Origin of the sequence: Dietzia sp. CQ4, from assembly GCF_014145125.1 — a bacterium.
In the GTDB taxonomy this organism is placed as follows: Bacteria; Actinomycetota; Actinomycetes; order Mycobacteriales; family Mycobacteriaceae; genus Dietzia; species Dietzia natronolimnaea.
In genome coordinates, this window is the sequence record NZ_JAALDZ010000044.1 from 1 (window position 1) to 12755 (window position 12755).

Sequence of the window (12755 nt, forward strand, 5' to 3'; positions counted from 1 at the left end):
ACGCCACGGGGACGTGGACGCGACCCTTCTGGCCGCACTACCCCGGCCGCGAGAGCTTCCGCGGGCGCCACGTCCACGTCCACGACTACGTCCGGGCCGAGGAGTTCGCCGGGCAGCGCGTGGTGGTCGTGGGCTCGGGGATCTCGGCGACCCAGCTGCTCGAGGAGATCTCGCGCGTGGCCGACACCTTCTGGGTGACCCGACGGGAGATCGAGTGGGCCACGGGACCGCCCCCGGAGAACTTCTCGGCCGCCATCTCCGCGGTCGCCGAGCGCACGGCCATGGGGCTGGCGCCGGAGAGCGTGATCCGGGTGACCGGCATGTACCGCACCCCGTGGATCGATCGCGCGGAGGCCCGCGGGGCGCTCGTCCGACACCCGATGTTCACCCGGATCGAGCCCGACGGGGTGCGGATGCCGGACGGGACGCTCGAACCCGCCGACGCGATCCTGTGGGCCACCGGGTTCCGGCCCGCCGTCTCCCACCTGGCGCCGCTCGGTCTGCGCACCCCGGCCGGGGGGATCCGTGTGGTCGACGGACGGGCGCTCGACGAGCCGCGACTGTTCCTGATCGGCTACGGCCCGTCCCAGTCGACCGTGGGGGCCAACCGGGCGGGCCGTGACGCCGTCCGTGCGATCACGACCGAAATCTGAAGAGCCGGTATCAGAGCGTCCGGGAGATCAGTTCCTTCATGATCTCGTTGGTCCCGCCGTAGATCTTCTGCACGCGGGCGGAGGCGTACATCCGCGCGATCGGGTACTCGGTCATGAAGCCGTAGCCGCCGAAGACCTGCAGGCAGCGGTCGATGATCTCGCACTGCTTGTCGGTGCAGAAGTACTTGGCCATGGACGCCGTGGCCGGGTCCAGCTTGCCCTCCAGGTGCAGGGTGATGCAGTGGTCCAGGAGGGTGCGCGCGGCCAGTGCCTCGGTCTTGCACTCGGCCAGCTCGAAGCGGAGGTTCTGGAACTTCAGGATGGGCTTGCCGAACGCCTCGCGCTCCTTGGCGTAGTCGATCGCGAGCCGGACCGCGGTCTCGGCCGCCGCCACGGCGGTGACGGCGATGATGAGCCGCTCCTGGGGCAACTGCTGCATGAGCTGGATGAAGCCCTGGCCCTCACCCTCCTCGCCGCCGAGGATGTTGGCGGCGGGGATCCGCATGTCGTCGAAGAACAGCTCCATCGTGTCCTGGTACTTCAGACCGATCTTGTCGAGCTTGCGACCGCGGTCGAAACCCGGCAGGTCGGTGGTCTCGGCGAGGAGCAGGGACAACCCCTGGGCGCCCTCGCCGCCGGTGCGGGCCACGATGATCAGCAGGTCGCAGTGCATGCCGTTCGAGATGAACGTCTTGGCGCCGTTGACCACCAGGTCGTCGCCGTCCAGGACCGCCGTGGTGCGCAGCGCCTGGAGGTCGGACCCCGCTCCGGGCTCGGTCATGGCGATCGCCCCCACCATCTCGCCGGTGGCGAGCTTGGGCAGGAAGCGGGTCTTCTGCTCCTCCGTTCCGTACTGGAGCAGGTAGTGGGCCACGATCGTGCTGTGGACCGAGTTGCCCCAGCCGTCGTCGAGCGCGCGGGTCTGCTCCTCGGCGATGACCGTCTCGTGCGCGAACGTGCCCCCGCCGCCGCCGTACTCCTCGGGGATGGAGATGCACAGCAGGCCCGCATCGCCGGCCTTGTTCCAGAACCCGCGGTCCACGGCGCCCTCGGCGGCCCACCGCTCGAGGTTCGGCGCGGTCTCCTTGTCCAGGAACGCACGCGTGTGGGCGCGGAGGGCGTCCAGGTCGTCGGTCATCCACGGGGAGCGGTAGGGGGCGGTCTCGAACACGGGGAGTCTCCAGGGGTCGGTCGCGTGGGCCCGGGCGGCCCCGCTCGACCACCACAATACGAGTGCATGCTTTGCTATGCAATCGTATTGTCGCGGTATCGTCTCAGGCATCGACCGAACGCAGACGCCGTTCGAGGGCGGGGAAGGGGTGGGGCGCATGGCCGGAACCACTGCCGACCGGGGCGTGGCCGCGGACGGGGACCTCACGGCGCGGGCGCGGATCCGCTACGCCGCACTGGCCCTGTACGCCGAGTACGGCGAGGACAGGGTCTCGATGCGCCGGGTGGCCGCCGAGGTCGGGGTGACGATCGGACTGATCCAGCACCACTTCGGCACCAAGGACGGCCTGCGCCGCGCCGTGGACGATCTCGTGGTGGAGCGGGTGGTCGGGGCGTTGTCGACGGTGGAGCACACCGGGACGGCCGCGGAGGTGGTGGAGGCCCGGAACGTCGCCGTCCGCGAGATGCTCCGGCAGAACCCGCAGCTCGTGAGCTACCTCAACCGGGCCCTGCTGGAGCCCGACGGCCGCGGGGCCCCGCTGCTGGAGGCGATCGTCGACCTCACCACCAGGGAGGTCGAGGGGCTGCGGCGCGGGGGTCTCGCCTCCACGCGGACCTCGGACAAGGTCCAGGTGGTCCGGACGCTCGTCGACCAGGTGGGGGAGTTGTTCCTCCGGCCCGTGGTCGAGGCCATCTGGGCGCATATCGGTGGCGACCCGGGCGAGTGCCCCTCGATCAGGATCACGGTCGAGGGGCACTGAGGTCGGCCGGGCGCCGCGAGGGGCGGCCCGCGCCCGTCGTGCAGTCGGAGCCCGCGCCCGTTAGGCTGTGAGCGCGTATACCCGGGCAGTCTGCCGGGGTGGGAAGGACACGCTCATGAGGTTCACCGGTCTGGCCAGGCTCGCAGTGACCGCCGTGATGGCCGGTGCGACCGCCCTCGCGGCCCCCGCCGCGGCCCAGGCCGCGATCCCGGTCTCCGGGGGCACCCCCGTGCTGGTCAACGGCGTTGCCGGGTGCACCCTCACCGCGGCGGGTTACGACGCCGCCGGCACGCCCGTCGCCTTCACCGCCGCCCACTGCAGCGATCGGATCAACGCCCCGGTCATCCTCCGGGGCGACCCGGGAGCCGGTGTCATCGGCACCGTCGCGACGCGCAACGAGATCCTCGACTACTCGGTGATCCGCCTCAACCCGGGCGTCGTGGTGCCCGTGCGCCAACCCGGGGTCACCGGACGCGGTCCCGCCCCGGAATTCGGCGACGTGGTCTGCAAAGACGGGATGTCCACGGGGCATACCTGCGGCATCACGTGGCAGCGCGACGGTGCCGAGTTCTGGAGCCACGCCTGCGCCGGATACGGGGACTCCGGCGGGCCCGTGACCCGCGACGGCCGCCTCGTGGGGTTGCTGTCCGGCGGACACATGCCGCCGGCCGCGGGATCGGTCGGAAGCATCGGCTCTCTCCTGCCGTCCTGCCTCCACCCCGTGCAGTCACCCGTGTTCCTCCCGGCGCTGGCGTACTCGTTCGACGCGATCGTGACCGACGCCACCGATCGGAACTGGCCCGGACGCGGCTTCCGGATGGCCTGACCGGCGGCCGGACCGGGCGCCCGAAACCGGTGTGGATCACCGGCCCGCCTGGTACGACTGGGGTCACCCCGGACGAGAGGTGACCCCATGACCCACACCGACACCCCTGTTCCCCCCGAGCGACGCGACCGGGCGAGCCGCGGAGTGTTCATGATCCTCGCGCTGGTCGTCGTGGTGGTCGTCGTCGGCGTCCTGGTGTTCTTGTTCACGGGTAATGCCGAGGAGTCCGCGCAGCCCGCTGCGGAGGACCCCCAGACGGCGCTCGCCGACGCCATCACGGCGGAGGTGGAGAACGCCGGCGTCGAGTTCGAACCGGGACTCGTGGCCGTGGACTTCCCGATCCGGCAGGGGGCCACCCCGTCCTCCGCCGTGGAGAGTGCGCAGGACGATTCGATCGCCGTGCTCCGGGCCGTTCAGGGGTCCGACTGGTCGGGGACGGTGGAGATCACCGCGTTCACCGCGCCCGGGGACCAGCCGGAGGAACAGAACGGTCAGGAGATGGTGCGGATGGTGTACCTACCCGAGACGGTCGATCGGCTCGACCCCGACGGGATCGGTCGCGAGGACGTGTGGGCCGAGGCGGACGAGCAGTTCGTGGATCCGGCTCTGACCGGGTAGCACGTAGTTCGACGCCCCTCATCGCCTCCACAGCTCTTCGGTCTCGGCCGCACCCGCCTCCGACCGGATGCGCTGCCAGTTGCGGCCACCCCGGGCGAACGTGGCCCGCACGGCGGCGGGGACGATCGACCGGTCTGTCGGCTCCGATCGCCACCGGCAGTCCCGGACGTGGACCAGGTCCACCTCGTGCGCCTCGTCCGAGTCGTCGTAGCGCCACGGCCCCCCGAGACGCCCGAGCCAGTAGTTGCCGTCGACGTCCCGGGTCCACACATATGCACCGTCGGGCACCCGGGCGAACCGTTCGAGGCGGCGGGCCAGCCTGTCGTCGTGCTGCGCCGCGGCGGCGTCGACCGCCTCGGCGAGCGATGAGGGTGGCGGCCCCGCCAGGCGGCCGCCCATGCCGCAGAGCCCGACGCGCAGGCCCCGCTCGACACCCACCCCGTCCGCCACGGCGTCGTCCCTCGACCGCATCGGGGCCCTGAACAGGGGAACGTCGTCAGCCGCCATCGGAACTGCTCCTCTCGGGGCACCTGCTCGGGTGGGACGGGTGCGGGACGGGGCGAGCCCCGCGAACGAGGAACGCCTCCGCGGATCAATGATCCACGGAGGCGTCCGTCGTTCTCAACCGCGCATACGGCCGCGGCTCACTTCAGTTCGGCGCTCGACAGGTCGAGGATGCGCCGCGCGATCACCAGCTGCTGGATCTGCTGGGTGCCCTCGAAGATGTCGAGGATCTTGGAGTCGCGCGACCACTTCTCCAGGAAGCTGCGCTCGGAGTAGCCGTAGCTGCCGGCCAGCTCGACCGCGCCCAGGGTGACGGCGGAGCCGGTGCGCCCGGCCTTGGCCTTGCACATCGACGCCTCCTTGGTGTTGGGCATCTTGTTGTCGGCCATCCACGCGGCGCGGAGCGTGAGCAGGTACGCGGACTCCCAGTCCGCCTCGAGCTCGAGGTACTTGGCCACCGCGGCCGGCTGGCTGGTGGCGGGCCGGTCGTAGTCGATCTCGAGTCCGGCCTCCTCGAGCAGGGTGCGGATCTCCTCCAGCGCGGCGCGGGCGACACCGACGGCCATGCCGGCCACCAGCGGCCGGGTGTTGTCGAAGGTCTGCATGGCGCCGGCGAAGCCCTTGTCCACGCGGACCTCCGGGTCGCCCAGGAGGTTCTCCTTGGGGATCCGGCAGTTGTCGAAGGTGATCTGCGCGGTATCCGAGGCGCGGATGCCGAGCTTGTGCTCGAGCCGGTCCACGGAGACACCGGGGTGCTCGCGGGGGACCACGAACGACTTGATGGCCGCGCGGCCCTTGGTCTTGTCCAGCGTCGCCCAGACCACGATGTGGTCGGCACGGGCGCCGGAGGTCACGTAGATCTTGGTGCCGTTGATCACGTACTCGTCGCCCTCGAGGCGGGCGGTGGTCGACACGGCGGCCGAGTCGGACCCGAACTCGGGCTCGGTGATGGCCATGGAGGCCCACACCCGCCCGAACTTCTCCATCTGCTCCTCGCTGGCCACCGCGGCGATCGCGGAGTTGCCCAGACCCTGGCGGGGGATCGAGAGGGTGAGGCCCACGTCGCCCCAGCACGTCTCGATGATGTTGAGCAGCGACTTCATGTTGCCGCCGTTGGAGACGCCTTCGCGACGCGGTGCGCCGCCCGAGCCCATGGTGGCACCGGAGGCGGCCTGACCGGCGTCCTCCATGGCCTCCATCATGGCCTTGAGCGTGTCGAGCTCGACGGGGTACTCGTGCTCCGCGAGGTCGTACTTGCGGGAGACGGGACGGAAGATCTGCGTGGCGACCTGGCGGGCCTGGTTGGCGCCCGCCTCGAGCCGCTTGGGGAGTTCGAGGTTGATCATCGTCAGTGGTCCTTCGTGCTGGTGGGGCGGGAGGCGAGGTGGGCGGTGCTCACAGGACCACCACGCCCTCGGCCACACCCACGGCGCGCAGGTCGCGGTACCAGCGCTCGACGGGGTGCTCCTTGGTGAAGCCGTGTCCACCGAGCAGCTGGACGCCGTCGAGGCCGATCCTCATTCCCTTGTCCGCGGCGATCTTGCGGGCGAGGGCCGCTTCGCGTGCGAAGGGCAGACCCTGCTCGGCGCGCGACGCGCCGCGCCAGGTCACCAGGCGCATGCCGTCGAGCTCGGTGGCCATGTCGGCGACGGCGAAGGCGACCGCCTGGCGGTGCGCGACGGGTTCGCCGAAGGCCTGGCGCTCCTTGACGTACGGGGTCACGTAGTCGAGGACCGCGTGCGAGGTGCCCACCGCGAGCGAGGCCCAGCCCAGTCGCGACAGACGGATCACGTCGGCATAGGTCCTGGCCCGCTCCTCCGGGGAGGCGTCGGGGCCACCGAGGACCGCGTCGGCCGGGAGGGAGACGTCGGTGAGGACGATCCGCCCCAGACCCGCGGCGCGCAGGCCCATGGACGGGTCCGCCTCCACCACGAGTCCGTCGGTGTCGGACTCGACCACGAAGAGGGTCGGGAACCCGTCGAGAGAGGCGGCGACGACGAAGAGCTCGGCGCTCCCGGCGGTGGGCACCATCGACTTGACGCCGTTGAGCGTGAACCCACCCGGCCCGCGGGTGGCGGTGGTCTTGAGCTCGAACGGATCGAAGAGCGGACGGGGCTCGGCAACCACGACGGCGGCCGCCGGGACCTGCTCGGAGGCGAAGGCCGGCAGATAGGACTTCTGCTGGGCGTCCGACCCGAACTGGGTCAGGGTGGTCGCGACGCCGGAGGGTGCCAGGATCGGCAGGGCCAGACCCATGTCGCCGTAGGCCAACGCCTCGGCGACCAGCGAGTTGGTCACCACGCCGCGCTCGGAGGCGATGCCCTCGAACTCCTCGGGCACGTTGAGCATGGTGGCGCCGATCTCGGCGGACCGGGTCAGCAGCGACGCGGGGGCCTCGGCGGCGTGGTCCGCGTCGTGAGCGGCCGGTCGGACGACCTCGGCGGCGAAGTCCCGGACTGTCTCGACGATCATCTGCTGGTCGTCGTCCAGGGTGAGGTCGAACAGGTCGGGCCTCGCCTCGGAGTCGGCGTCGGGCAGACGCTTGGGCGCGCCGGATCCGGAGACCTTCTTGAACGACTTGGTGGCGGCGCCGAGGGTCTTGAAGCCGGTCTTGGTGGCCTCGTAGGTGACCCGGTCGACCTTCTGGCGCAGATTGAAGCGCTCGGCGAACTCCGACCCGGTGATCGTCGTGAGCGCGCGCATCGCGGCTCCGATCGCGTCGATCCTCGTGGGGTTCTTACCCGGGGTGGAGGCCTCCGCGCGTCCGGTCGTGGACGGGGACGTGGGGTTCTTGCTCATCATCACCAGCTGTTCTCGTGACGGACGGTGGACGGTGCTGTCGGGGACATCTTACTTCGGAGTAAGTTCCGAACGCCAGACTTTGCCCTCAAGTCGTCCCAGCCCCTGGTGAGAGCCTCGGGCTCAGCCCCGGAGGAGCGCCACGGCGTGCTCGACGGCCCCCGGACGGCCCGCCACGAACCAGTCGTAGCCGTTCACCTCGACGGTCGCGCAGAGCCCACCCGCGCCCTCGACCAGGGCCCGTCCGGGGAGCCAGTCCCACTCCGGGCACGAGTGCTGACACCACACCGAGTGGACGCCGCAGGCGACCGACGCCAGGTCGACGGAGCCCGATCCGAGCATCCGGATCGTCGCCGCACCGCGGCTGACCCGGTGGAAGGGGTCGGCGAGGTCGGGGTCGGCGAAGAACGGCGGGTGGAGATAGGTGGCCAGACTGCCGGCGGCGAGGTCGCCGGGGGTGAGGCGGGTCACGGGGACGCCGTTCCGACGGGTGGGTACGTCCGAACCCCCGACGAAGGTGTCCCCGGTGACGGGCCGGTGGACGGCCCCGAGCAAGTAGTCGTCGGGCCCGGTGACGGCGACGGCCGAACACCAGTAGTCCGAGCCGCTGACGAAGTTGTAGGTCCCGTCGACCGGGTCGACGACCCACCTGCGTTCGTGACGACCGGGGACCAGGGTGCCCTCCTCGCCGAGGACCCCGTCGTCAGGGCGGTGGCCGGCCAGGAGGGCGGTGATCTGGCGTTCGGCGGCCCTGTCGGCCTCGGTGACCACGTCGGAGGCCGAGGTCTTGTGACGGACGTCCAGGCCGTCCTCGCGCAGACGTCGAGCCAGGGACCCGGCGTCGACGACGAGTCTGGCGGCCAGGTCCGCGTCCGTCATCGGGGCGACGGCCTCGTCGGACGGAGGGCGCAGGTGGCGGGTCTCAGGGGACATCGGTTTCCTCCGCTGGGCCGCAGTGGCCCGCTGACCTCGGGCGGTAGCGGGTCCGTCGCCCGCGACGCTACCCCCGTGAGTCGACGACGGGGTGTGCGCCGGACCGCGGGAGGGTGGCGGGTGGGGAAACGCGGGGCGGACGCCCGGCCGCGTAGAGTTGGATCCCGTGCACCCCGACGTTTCCGCCGACATCGCAGCCCTCGACGCCACCATGACCACGGTCGAGAAGGTCCTCGACATCGAGGAGCTCGCCCGCCGTGTCGACGAGCTGGAGCAGATGGCCGCCGACCCCGACCTGTGGAACGACCAGGACCGGGCGCAGAAGGTCACCAGCGAGCTCTCCTACATCCAGGCTGACCTGCGCAGGTGCCGCGAGCTGCGCCAACGCATCGAGGACCTCCCGCTGATGTACGAGCTGGCGGAGGAGGAGGGGGACGGAGCCGTCGAGGACGCGGACGCCGAGCGCCTCCAGCTGCGTGAGGACGTCGAGGCCATCGAGGTCAAGACGATGCTCAGCGGCGAGTACGACCAGCGTGAGGCCGTGGTCAACATCCGTGCCGGTGCCGGCGGTGTCGACGCCGCGGACTTCGCCGAGATGCTCATGCGCATGTACGTGCGGTGGGCGGAGAAGGCCGGCCACAAGGTCGAGGTGTACGACACCTCGTACGCGGAGGAGGCGGGCATCAAGTCGGCGACCTTCGTCGTCCATGACCCGTACATGTACGGCACACTCTCCGTCGAGCAGGGGACCCACCGACTCGTCCGCATCAGCCCGTTCGACAACCAGGGCAGGCGGCAGACCTCGTTCGCCGAGGTCGAGGTGCTGCCGGTGGTGGAGACGACCGACTCGATCGAGGTCAACGAGAACGAGGTGCGCGTCGACGTCTACCGCTCGTCCGGCCCCGGCGGGCAGTCCGTCAACACGACCGACTCGGCGGTCCGCCTCACCCACGTCCCCACCGGGATCGTGGTGACGTGTCAGAACGAGAAGTCGCAGTTGCAGAACAAGGTCGCGGCCATGAAGGTCCTGCAGGCCAAGCTGCTCGCACGCAAGCAACAGGAGGAGCGGGCCGCCATGGACGCGCTCGGTTCGGGCGGCAACGCCTCCTGGGGTAACCAGATGCGGTCGTACGTCCTGCACCCGTACCAGATGGTCAAGGACCTGCGGACGGAGTTCGAGGTCAACAACCCGTCGGCGGTCCTGGACGGCGACCTGGACGGGTTCATCGAGGCGGGCATCCGGTGGCGGATGCGGGAGGGGGCCGACGCGGAGTGAGGTTCCAGACTGACTTCAATCCCATCCTGAACTGGCTCAGCAACAACGGCCTCGAGGTCGTCCTCCTCGTGCTGGGCGCCGCCCTGATGACGCGGGTGATCGCCAAGATCGCGCGGATGTGGACCGGTCGGATCGACGCCAAACACACCGACGAGGATTTCTGGTCGGAGGAGTCCAAGCACCTCCACTCGCTGATCCAGGTGATCTCGTACGTCGCCGTGGGCGTGCTGTACATCCTGTTCGGAATCCAGATCCTCCTGCGCTTCGGCGTCAACCTGGTCGCACTCGTCGCCCCGGCCACCGTGCTCGGTGCGGCGCTGGGCTTCGGTGCCCAGAAGATCGTCCAGGACTTCCTGGCGGGGTTCTTCGTCCTGGCCGAGCGTCAATACGGCTACGGCGACATCGTGGAGCTCACCACTGCGACGGGCGTCACCGCGGGAACCGTCGAGGACGTCACCCTGCGCATCACCCGCCTGCGGACCCTCGACGGCGAGGCGGTGATCGTCCCCAACGGCCAGATCGTCACCGCGATCAACCAGTCGCAGGACTGGGCGCGTGCGATCATCGACGTCCCGGTGCCCAACAACGCCGACATGGACAAGGCCAACGAGGTGCTCGCACAGGTCTGTCGCGAGATCACCGACGACGACCGGGTGGGCCAGTACGTCCTGGACGAACCCACCGTGATGGGTGTGCAGTCGATCCGGCTTGAGCAGACCGTGATCCGGTTGCTGGCCCGGACCAAGCCCGGCATGCAGTGGGAGGTGGGCCGACGGATGCGCGCGGTCATCCTGCGCCGGTTCCGCGCGGAGGGGATCGTTCTGGAGCCCGAGGCCCTGGCCGCGATCCGGGCGGGCATGCTCCGACCGCAGACCGGAGAGGGGAGCGCGTGATGGCCGAGCGCCGAGACGACGACACGACAGCCGAAGACCACACGCCCGACGACCACACACCTGAGGGCACGGCCTCCGACGCGGTCTCGTCCGGCGAGCTCGGCCCGGAGGCCGAGGACAGCGCGCGGACCGAGGCGGCGACCACGCGTGAGCCCCTGATCAGCGGCGATCCGCTGGGTCTCGGGGGGACCACCGATCCCGATGCGCCGTCCCGTCGGCCGCGACCGAAGATCGTGTCCCTGCTCGGGGAGTTCTTCAGGATGTCGCGGACCACCGCGATCCTGCTGGTGGCGTTCGTCCTGTTCGCGATGCTCTATTCGCTGGTCAAGGACCAGCCGGTCGCCAGTTTCGGTACCCCACCGCCCCAGACGGACACCGCCGAGACCGAACCGCCCGCGCCGGCCGAGGGGACGACACCCGTCGAGGAGTCGCCGACCCCGGGGACCACGGTCGACCAGACGACGGCTCCGACCGCCACTCCGCAGACGTCCCCGCCGGTCACCGGAACGACGCCGCCGCCGGGACGCCAGACCCCGACGTCCCCCACGGGAGCGACCGGGCAGCAGGCGCCGCCGCAGCAGTCACCGCAGGAACAGTCGCCGCAAGAGCAGGCGCAGCAGGGAGAGGATTCCGGCGACGCCGGGGCCGGTGGGAATCCCGTGACCACGAGCTGACACCGACGGGTCCTTTGCCTGCCGTGTGACTGGAGTAGCGCTACGCTACTCGAGTGATCAGTGCTTCCCATGTGACCAAGTCGTACGCGTCCTCGACGCGTCCGGCTCTGTCCGACGTGACCGTCGAGATCGCCGAGGGCGAGTTCGCCTTCCTCATCGGCGCCTCCGGGTCGGGAAAGTCGACCTTCCTGCGCCTGTTGCTCCGCGAGGACCGGCCCGACTCCGGGACCCTGGTCGTCGCCGGCCACGACCTCACCAGGATGAAGGCCTCGTCCGTGCCGTCGCTGCGTCGCTCGCTCGGCTGCGTCTTCCAGGATTTCCGTCTGCTGCCGGACAAGACCGTGGCCGAGAACGTGGCGTTCGCGCTGCAGGTGATCGGTAAGTCCCGCCGGACGATCGACAAGGTCGTCCCCGAGACGCTCGAGATGGTGGGTCTGGGTCGTGAGGCCGGTCGCCGACCGCACGAGCTCTCCGGCGGTGAACAGCAACGTGTGGCGATCGCGAGGGCGTTCGTCAACCGACCGAGGCTGTTGCTCGCCGACGAGCCGACCGGCAACCTCGACCCCGAGACCAGCGAGGACATCATGTTGCTGCTCGACCGGATCAACCGGACCGGGACCACGGTCCTCATGGCCACGCACGACCGACACATCGTCGACCGCTCGCGACGCCGCGTGGTGGAGTTGGTCGACGGAAGGGTCGTCCGCGACGACTCCCGCGGCACCTACGGGGTGGGGCGCTGATGGCCGCGCGGTTCATCGCGTCCGAGGTCGCACAGGGCCTGCGCCGCAACCTGTCGATGACGCTGGCCATGATCATCACCACCGCCGTCGCGTTGGCGATGCTCGGCGCCGGGGTGCTGGTGGTCATGACCGCCTCGGCCAGCCAGGTCAAGTACGACTACCTGAACGAGTTCCGTGTCTACGTGGACCGGGCCATCTCCCTCGAGGACCCCGACTGCACCTCGGCGTGCGGTGAGATCCGGGACGAGTTGGAGGCCACGGCCGGCGTGGCCTCGGTGGAGTACAAGAACCCGCAGGAGACGTACGAGGAGTTCGTCGAGCTCTTCGCCTCCACCGACCCCGTCCTGGTGGAGTCGACCTCCCCGGACGCCCTGGGGTCGCGATTCACGCTCACCCTCGACGACCCCACCCGCGCGGAATCCGTGGCCGAGGACTTGGAGGGTGTCGCGGGGATCGAGGTCGTGCAGGGACAGGGGGAGCTGGTCGAGCGCGTCTTCTCCGTCCTGGACGGCATCCGGAACGCCGCGTTCGCCGTCGCGGTGGTCCAGCTCCTGGCCACCGTCCTGCTCATCGCCAACATGACGCAGATCGCGGCCTTCACCCGCCGGACCGCGCTGGGGATCATGCGACTGGTGGGCGCGAGCCGCTGGTACACCGAGCTGCCGTTCGTGGTGGAAGCCGTGCTGGCGTCGGTGGTCGGTTCGCTGCTCGCGGTCGGCGGGCTGCTGGGGGCCAAGGTCGTCTTCCTCGACAGGGTGCTGGCCGAGGCGTACCGGGCGAACCTGGTGGAACGGATCACCACCGTCGACATCCTGCTGCTGGCCCCGGTCCTCGTGGTGGCGGGCGCGGTGGTGTCCGCGCTCACGGCGTGGGCCACGCTGCGGATCACGGTTCGGCAGTGATCC

The 12755-nt window shown here is 70.3% G+C and carries 14 protein-coding genes; 9 read left to right on the forward strand and 5 right to left on the reverse strand.

Annotation, left to right across the window (positions count from 1 at the left end; translation table 11 throughout):
* Positions 1–653 (forward strand): FAD-dependent oxidoreductase (locus tag G6031_RS03215; protein WP_182652421.1); only part of this gene is annotated, 653 nt, incomplete at its 5' end.
* A 10-nt stretch (positions 654–663) separates the two neighbouring features.
* Here G6031_RS03215 and G6031_RS03220 read toward each other — a convergent pair.
* Positions 664–1824 (reverse strand): acyl-CoA dehydrogenase family protein, encoded by a 1161-nt coding sequence (locus G6031_RS03220; RefSeq protein ID WP_182652422.1) that lies wholly within the window; start codon positions 1822–1824, stop codon positions 664–666.
* Positions 1825–1981: 157 nt separating this feature from the next.
* Between G6031_RS03220 and G6031_RS03225 the strand changes: the two genes are divergently transcribed.
* The 3 genes from G6031_RS03225 (at position 1982) to G6031_RS03235 (ending at position 4028) form a co-directional block, all read left to right on the forward strand.
* Positions 1982–2584, forward strand: coding sequence for a TetR/AcrR family transcriptional regulator (locus G6031_RS03225; RefSeq protein WP_179524815.1), 603 nt, complete (start codon positions 1982–1984; stop codon positions 2582–2584).
* A 115-nt stretch (positions 2585–2699) separates the two neighbouring features.
* Positions 2700–3410, forward strand: a complete 711-nt coding sequence (locus G6031_RS03230) for a peptidase S1 (protein WP_182652423.1) — start codon at positions 2700–2702, stop codon at positions 3408–3410.
* Between the two features lie 87 nt (positions 3411–3497).
* A complete protein-coding gene (locus G6031_RS03235; protein ID WP_182652424.1) occupies positions 3498–4028 on the forward strand; it encodes a hypothetical protein in 531 nt (176 codons plus the stop codon).
* 18 nt (positions 4029–4046) lie between these two features.
* Here the strand turns inward: G6031_RS03235 and G6031_RS03240 are convergent, their stop codons facing one another.
* The 4 genes from G6031_RS03240 to G6031_RS03255 all read right to left on the reverse strand — a co-directional run bounded on the left by G6031_RS03240 (position 4047) and on the right by G6031_RS03255 (position 8264).
* Complete coding sequence (locus tag G6031_RS03240; protein WP_179524818.1) at positions 4047–4535, reverse strand: GAF domain-containing protein; 489 nt, start codon at positions 4533–4535, stop codon at positions 4047–4049.
* A 137-nt stretch (positions 4536–4672) separates the two neighbouring features.
* Complete coding sequence (locus G6031_RS03245; RefSeq protein WP_179524819.1) at positions 4673–5878, reverse strand: acyl-CoA dehydrogenase family protein; 1206 nt, start codon at positions 5876–5878, stop codon at positions 4673–4675.
* 49 nt (positions 5879–5927) lie between these two features.
* A complete protein-coding gene (locus G6031_RS03250; protein WP_182652425.1) occupies positions 5928–7334 on the reverse strand; it encodes an acyl-CoA dehydrogenase family protein in 1407 nt (468 codons plus the stop codon).
* 120 nt (positions 7335–7454) lie between these two features.
* Entirely contained in the window at positions 7455–8264 is an 810-nt protein-coding gene (locus tag G6031_RS03255) for an inositol monophosphatase (protein ID WP_182652426.1), read from the reverse strand.
* 166 nt (positions 8265–8430) lie between these two features.
* Between G6031_RS03255 and prfB the strand changes: the two genes are divergently transcribed.
* Genes prfB through ftsX form a run of 5 tightly spaced genes read left to right on the forward strand, consistent with a single transcriptional unit; the run spans position 8431 to position 12752 of the window.
* Positions 8431–9540, forward strand: coding sequence for a peptide chain release factor 2 (gene prfB / locus G6031_RS03260; protein WP_179524822.1), 1110 nt, complete (start codon positions 8431–8433; stop codon positions 9538–9540).
* The gene (locus tag G6031_RS03265) at positions 9537–10433 is read left to right on the forward strand and encodes a mechanosensitive ion channel domain-containing protein (protein WP_182640766.1); all 897 of its coding nucleotides are present in this window, start codon (positions 9537–9539) and stop codon (positions 10431–10433) included. The genes prfB and G6031_RS03265 overlap by 4 nt, the downstream gene beginning before the upstream one ends.
* Complete coding sequence (locus G6031_RS03270) at positions 10433–11107, forward strand: hypothetical protein (protein WP_182652427.1); 675 nt, start codon at positions 10433–10435, stop codon at positions 11105–11107. Before G6031_RS03265 ends, G6031_RS03270 begins: the two co-directional genes overlap by 1 nt.
* A 53-nt stretch (positions 11108–11160) precedes the next feature.
* On the forward strand, positions 11161–11850 hold the full coding sequence (gene ftsE, locus G6031_RS03275) for a cell division ATP-binding protein FtsE (RefSeq protein ID WP_182616749.1): 690 nt from the start codon (positions 11161–11163) through the stop codon (positions 11848–11850).
* A complete protein-coding gene (gene ftsX / locus G6031_RS03280) occupies positions 11850–12752 on the forward strand; it encodes a permease-like cell division protein FtsX (protein WP_182652428.1) in 903 nt (300 codons plus the stop codon). Before ftsE ends, ftsX begins: the two co-directional genes overlap by 1 nt.
* The last annotated feature ends 3 nt before the right edge of the window (positions 12753–12755 follow it).

Coding starts and splice junctions, on each gene's coding strand:
- G6031_RS03225 (WP_179524815.1), top strand. CDS start 1,982: ATGGCCGGAACCACTGCCGACCGGGGCGTGGCCGCGGACGGGGACCTC.
- G6031_RS03255 (WP_182652426.1), bottom strand. CDS start 8,264: ATGTCCCCTGAGACCCGCCACCTGCGCCCTCCGTCCGACGAGGCCGTC.
- G6031_RS03245 (WP_179524819.1), bottom strand. CDS start 5,878: ATGATCAACCTCGAACTCCCCAAGCGGCTCGAGGCGGGCGCCAACCAG.
- G6031_RS03230 (WP_182652423.1), top strand. CDS start 2,700: ATGAGGTTCACCGGTCTGGCCAGGCTCGCAGTGACCGCCGTGATGGCC.
- G6031_RS03240 (WP_179524818.1), bottom strand. CDS start 4,535: ATGGCGGCTGACGACGTTCCCCTGTTCAGGGCCCCGATGCGGTCGAGG.
- G6031_RS03235 (WP_182652424.1), top strand. CDS start 3,498: ATGACCCACACCGACACCCCTGTTCCCCCCGAGCGACGCGACCGGGCG.
- ftsX (WP_182652428.1), top strand. CDS start 11,850: ATGGCCGCGCGGTTCATCGCGTCCGAGGTCGCACAGGGCCTGCGCCGC.
- G6031_RS03250 (WP_182652425.1), bottom strand. CDS start 7,334: ATGATGAGCAAGAACCCCACGTCCCCGTCCACGACCGGACGCGCGGAG.
- G6031_RS03270 (WP_182652427.1), top strand. CDS start 10,433: ATGGCCGAGCGCCGAGACGACGACACGACAGCCGAAGACCACACGCCC.